Here is a 5056-nt window from a genome sequence, read left to right on the forward strand (position 1 = left end):
ACCGCCCCGAATATCCGAACGCGATCAGCCCTTCGACGACCGCGATCCGCCTTTTGGGGACACCACCGCCTGCGCATCGAACAATTCGCAGGCGTTCAAGGTCGTCGGACCTGGTGCTGAACCCCTCGTGCGGCGATAGGAGGCGCAGCCACTTCATTGTGGTTCTCAATTGTAGATACCGTCCCCGTTCCAGTCATCGACCACACGCCGCTTGCTGCGCATGGGGTTCCGACATCTCATCACTTCGTGATCACCCCACTGGCTAATGCTGCCGACATCATCACCGCCTCCTCCCGCCGCACGGTCTGGGCCCAGCGCGCGGCCTTCCACCAGCGCCACCGACCCGCGAACAGCCGGACGGGACGTGTCGGCGAGCTTGATCAAGCGACACGGGACGCGAATCTGTAAGATCGCTGGGGCTGTCCGTATGTATGCCGGGTGGTTTTTCCACCATATCGAGCCACCGCAATCACCACGACCGTTCATCACGCTAGTGATCAACCCGCCGATCCCGAGGCGGTCACAGCAGTAACAATTTACGCGATACTAAGGTTAGAACCTGTCGTGACCCTAGTGTGGCGGAAGGGGCGAGTAGTCGACCCACCATTCATTTCCGATAGGCGACGAACATCGCGCCCAAACCACATGTCTAAACCCGGTGACGATCATTTCTTCGCGATTCCCCGGGACCATTTCAAACCTGCGGCGGTACGATGGAAGGTGAACTGACGGAATGCGTCGAGCTGACCTCAGAAGGACGCGGAGTCGCTGTGAGACGATCGACGGAACCGACATCAAGTCCCGTGGGGTGGGCGTAGCCCGTAAAATTCCCATATTTTGCAGTCAGCGGCGGCAGGTTGGGATTCAATGGGATCAGTTGGCCGTTATCCAGGATGTTGAGGCCCGTTTCGTTCTTCACTATCAGCGCGCTGTGCTTCTCCCACTGCACGATATCACCCGTCTTCAACTGAGCGACATCGTTGACTATCGCCCATGGATGGTCGGACGTCGACTCGCCCGCAGTCCCGGCATATGCGGATGCCGCATCGGTGGCAGTGTTCTGCGTCTGCCGCTGCAACGCTTCTGCGACGGGCTGCGAAACCTGCAGGGTAGAATTCCCGACCTTATAATCCACAACTCCGCCTGGGGTGTTCACTGGAGGTGGGGCCCCCGTGTACTTCGGTGCAGTTGTGCTGGCAGGCGCCGCCTGCTGCATCGCCTGATTCGTGGTGTTCTCCTGGGTACTGCGGTTTCGCTCCCGTTCCTGTTCTCCGCGCCGATATTGCTCTGGGCGGGCACGGTCGTACCGGTCATCGCTGGGCGAATGATTGCCCTGGTTCATTCCGTTGAGAGCGCTCATCATCGCCATTTGTTGCAATGCGCTCGCACCGTTGTCACCGCTTGTAACGGCGGGCGGGGCGACACCAGTGTTCGCGCTGCCAGGAGAATTCACCCCCGCCCCTGTACCGGCAGCGCCCTGCGGTGTCGAGTGCAGGGCGGCAAGCTGGTCGGAACTCGAGTACGGAGTTTCAGGAACCTCATCATCGGAGATAGTACTGGTATCCGTATCAGTCATCGATTCCGAGACATCAGTAGATCCGTCCACCAAACTGTCGTCGGCGGAAGTCAAATTCTCGCCCGTGTCCCCGTTCCACCGAATCGCAGAACCTTGTACCGACGGGACAATGCTGTCGCCTTTGCTATTATCAGAATTGCTGTTGCTTGCATTATTGCTAGCATTGTTGCGACTATCAGTACTGCCGTTTTCGGTACTTGTTTGCCCTTTTGCGTCGTCGACTTTCTCGGCTTGCTTTTGGAAACTTTTAACAGCCCCGTCGTAAACCTTTTCCCATTCTTGAGCAGCGCTATCCAAGGCGCTGACATAATATCTCTGCTCTGCAGATGCGGTCAGAAACCACTTTCCGTTATCTTTGCTATTCTCATCGGTATTCTTCTCGTAAACGGCTACCTGCATTTCCGAATTAGCCGGTCCACCGGAACTTTCTGTGAGCTGATTGCCGGAACGAGTGAGGCCATGCGGTTCGAACTTCAAACGATCGTTAAGGTCATTCATGATTCGCCCCAGCTCTTTGAATGTATCCGAGCCCGTGATTGCCGAATCATATGTGACGCCCTTCACATCCCTATGGGCAGCCGCGTATTCGTCCTGCCGCGTTTTTAACTGGTTTTTCAGATCGTCATGTGCATCTCTGATTTTCGACCATCCGCCTATAGTCATAGCATGTGTATCATCTAGCACTTGAGTGAATTCAGGCGCGGCCTTCGGAGCGCCGAGTCCGAGCGTGTCTAGACACCATTGCATAGTGAACTCTATGTCTTCGATTAAGCTGACCAATTGCGCACTGGAACCTTTCGGAACATAGAGATCCACATATTGCGCATGCTTCTCCTCTTTTTTTAAACTTTCAAAGCCATACTTAGTATATTCATCATCTTCGGGCTCACTCTCCTCTTTCTTTTTTTTACCGATATAGGGTTGCGGGTCACCGGATTCGAACGCATTGAGAATGTCCTTATACCTCGGGTCTTCTTTCAGATTCTGATCCGCGTCAAGGTAGAGGAGCCGTCGATGACTAGGATTAATCGTACTAAAGAACTGCTCGAACTCCGATGCACTCAACCCGGCGATCATTTCTAAGGCCAGCAAGTCTTCGTTGTCCTTGAAACTTACTTTCTCCCAAAAACCCATCTTGCTCAGACTGTTGTATATCTCGACCGCGTCCTGCACCTTGTCACTCATGGATCTCTCCTATTGCTGTCGTGATCTTGCTACTCCGCAGAACCTCTCGGCGACTTCGCGATCAACCAAGAAGTGCGCATCAGTTGTCGAAGCTGGGGTCACAGCCATTCGAGCCAAATCTAGATCAGAATCTTCGATCTGCACTGGCGGCCACTGTTGCCGGAACACTTCGTCTAAACCTGGCGCTATTGGTTGTTCGGCGATTTCGTCGTGATTGAAGAGCACCCTGCTCGGCGTCTATTGATAAACATCTTCTGTGAATGACCGTCGGCACCAGGTCGCAGGCATGATATTCAAAGTTAAATTCATGCGAAGCTCTAGTGGCACTAAGAAAATAACCGTAGTTGCGTCCAGTAAGATCCTCCACGAACCGAGCGTGTCGGCCAACCATCATCCGCCGCCTTAACCCTTGACGGCGGTCGGAGCTCTTCCGTGAACGTCGCTGCGGCCACCATGATGACATCGCTCATCTGCATACGAGGACCCCGCGAACTGCTTGGAGGAATCAGTCCGGCTTGTTGCTAGGAAAATCCGACCGCACCTAAGTAAATCTGCTCAATTTTTACCGAAGACACCGGCTCGGCCTAGGATAAAAATTACCTTCGCGGGCGTGTGTGACAAATCACGAGATGAGGAATCTGCAGTGGCTATCCACCGGCAGGGACGCGCTTGACTTCGGTTGTCGTAGGTCAGCGATTGCGTGCAGTGACGAAGGAATCGCCTATGAAATCGACACCTTGCCGTAGCAGCTTCTATGTGCAGCAGTAATAAGGTCAATCCTTTCCGCTGTCCACCGTGCCAGCAGTAGCGCGGCCCAGATACCTGGCAGACAAGTGCTCGTGAGCCAGCAGGCGCAGCGCTCCGATGAGTCTCTCGCCGAGTATCGTCCTTACCACGACGCTCTCGGCAATCCGGTCGGCGTCGCCATGCGACACGACCATTTCAATCTCGCGCTCGGCGAACGGTTCGACGATGTCCGCATAGCCGTCCAGATCGGCCAAATTCTCTTGTCTAAGTGACCGAAGGACCGCGAGGGTCTCGATCAGCGCTGTGATGCCAGGCCCGCCCGGTTCGACTACCCATCCCGCTTGTCGAGGAAATCTTGCACCTGCGCTCCGACTCGGTCGCGAATCTCGCCACCTGCAACAGAATCTGGTGTCACTGTGACGGCACGGTGGACAATGCCGATGCGGCGATACAACGCCAACCCTCTGAGTCGAGCGACCCGAGTACCTCTTGTGCGCGAGCCACGGATAGACCTGCCAAGTCGACGAGTGCGCGGATCAGCCTCAGGCGATGCAGGTGCGCATTGCTGCACGCCGCCTGGTTGCTGCTCGTCAGTTCACCAGACGGCAGTAGTCCCTGCCGAAGGGAGAACTTGATTGTCGGCACCGAAATGCCCGACCGTCGGCTCAGCTCCCCGATACGCATCCTTGCGACTGCCGTGACATACGGAAAGTATCACTAGCCATAAATGGATAGCTATACGCGCCCGTTACTTTTCTCGTGGGTCCGATCCAGGGCCTCGGTCGCCGGGCCCGGTATGACTTCTTGCCCCTACTTATCTGTGAACGACGGTAGGTAGGTGGCACCGCGGCAACTCAGCCCGCCTGGTTATCACCCCGTTCAGATCTTGCTCGGTGACTCCTTTCTTTCCCCCGGGCAGCAGAGCCCTCAAGACAGGCCGCGAGCACCGTTGCCGGATCGCGATCGACCTGCTTCGCCTCGACCCCTGCACATCTCGTGGGCTAGAGCCCTTATGCAACACCGCGGGCGAGGAGGCGGCGGAGTCGGCAGGGCAGGAACGGCATGTCGTTCCTGCCCTGCCGTCGCACTCGACTGGGATAGCCCGTGGTCCGAGCCCTCCCGCACGAGCAGACGCCCCGTGATCTCACGAGCCCTCGAGTTCTGAGATAGACCGGCGCCGTGCGGGTGAGCTGGGATCGCGAACAGCTCATCGGAGGCAAGCCCATCGAGGCTCGTAAGTAGGGCGCTGCGCGTTTCCGCCAGGGACATCGAACACCGGAAGACACCTGATGGAGGGACTGGATTGAGCAACTATTGCGGCGTGGACTGGGCGGAAGGGCACCACGACATCGCGATCGTCGACCACGAAGGCAAACTCGTGTTCAAGAAGCGCATCGGTGACGATCCAGCCGGTTTCGCCCAGCTGACGCAGCTGCTCGCCGACGCTGGTGACACTACCCGAGCTTTCTCGCCGCATTCCACCGCAGCGGCGCCACGAACCTCGCCGGCCCCGAAGCCCGCCAGCTGCTTGCGCTCGCCCCGACACCG

Annotated in this window: 4 protein-coding genes; 1 reads left to right on the forward strand and 3 read right to left on the reverse strand. The window is 56.9% G+C overall.

Going from position 1 to position 5056, the window contains the following annotated elements; all coding sequences use genetic code 11:
* Positions 1-694: 694 nt before the first annotated feature.
* From ABZW96_RS37210 to ABZW96_RS37220, 3 genes are all read right to left on the reverse strand, one after another.
* Positions 695-2761, reverse strand: coding sequence for a hypothetical protein (locus tag ABZW96_RS37210; protein WP_355081542.1), 2067 nt, complete (start codon positions 2759-2761; stop codon positions 695-697).
* 773 nt (positions 2762-3534) lie between these two features.
* On the reverse strand, positions 3535-3762 hold the full coding sequence (locus ABZW96_RS37215) for a hypothetical protein (RefSeq protein ID WP_355081544.1): 228 nt from the start codon (positions 3760-3762) through the stop codon (positions 3535-3537).
* A gap of 157 nt (positions 3763-3919) precedes the next feature.
* Positions 3920-4192, reverse strand: a complete 273-nt coding sequence (locus ABZW96_RS37220) for a MerR family transcriptional regulator (protein WP_355081546.1) — start codon at positions 4190-4192, stop codon at positions 3920-3922.
* A gap of 619 nt (positions 4193-4811) precedes the next feature.
* Between ABZW96_RS37220 and ABZW96_RS37225 the strand changes: the two genes are divergently transcribed.
* Positions 4812-5056 (forward strand): transposase (locus ABZW96_RS37225; protein ID WP_355081548.1); only part of this gene is annotated, 245 nt, incomplete at its 3' end.

Origin of the sequence: Nocardia sp. NPDC004168 (assembly GCF_040610355.1) — a bacterium.
Classification (GTDB): domain Bacteria; phylum Actinomycetota; class Actinomycetes; order Mycobacteriales; family Mycobacteriaceae; genus Nocardia; species Nocardia sichangensis.

Excerpts from the sequence above, each read along its gene's own strand:
- ABZW96_RS37210 (WP_355081542.1), bottom strand. The coding sequence starts at position 2,761 with ATGAGTGACAAGGTGCAGGACGCGGTCGAGATATACAACAGTCTGAGC.
- ABZW96_RS37220 (WP_355081546.1), bottom strand. The coding sequence starts at position 4,192 with ATGCGTATCGGGGAGCTGAGCCGACGGTCGGGCATTTCGGTGCCGACA.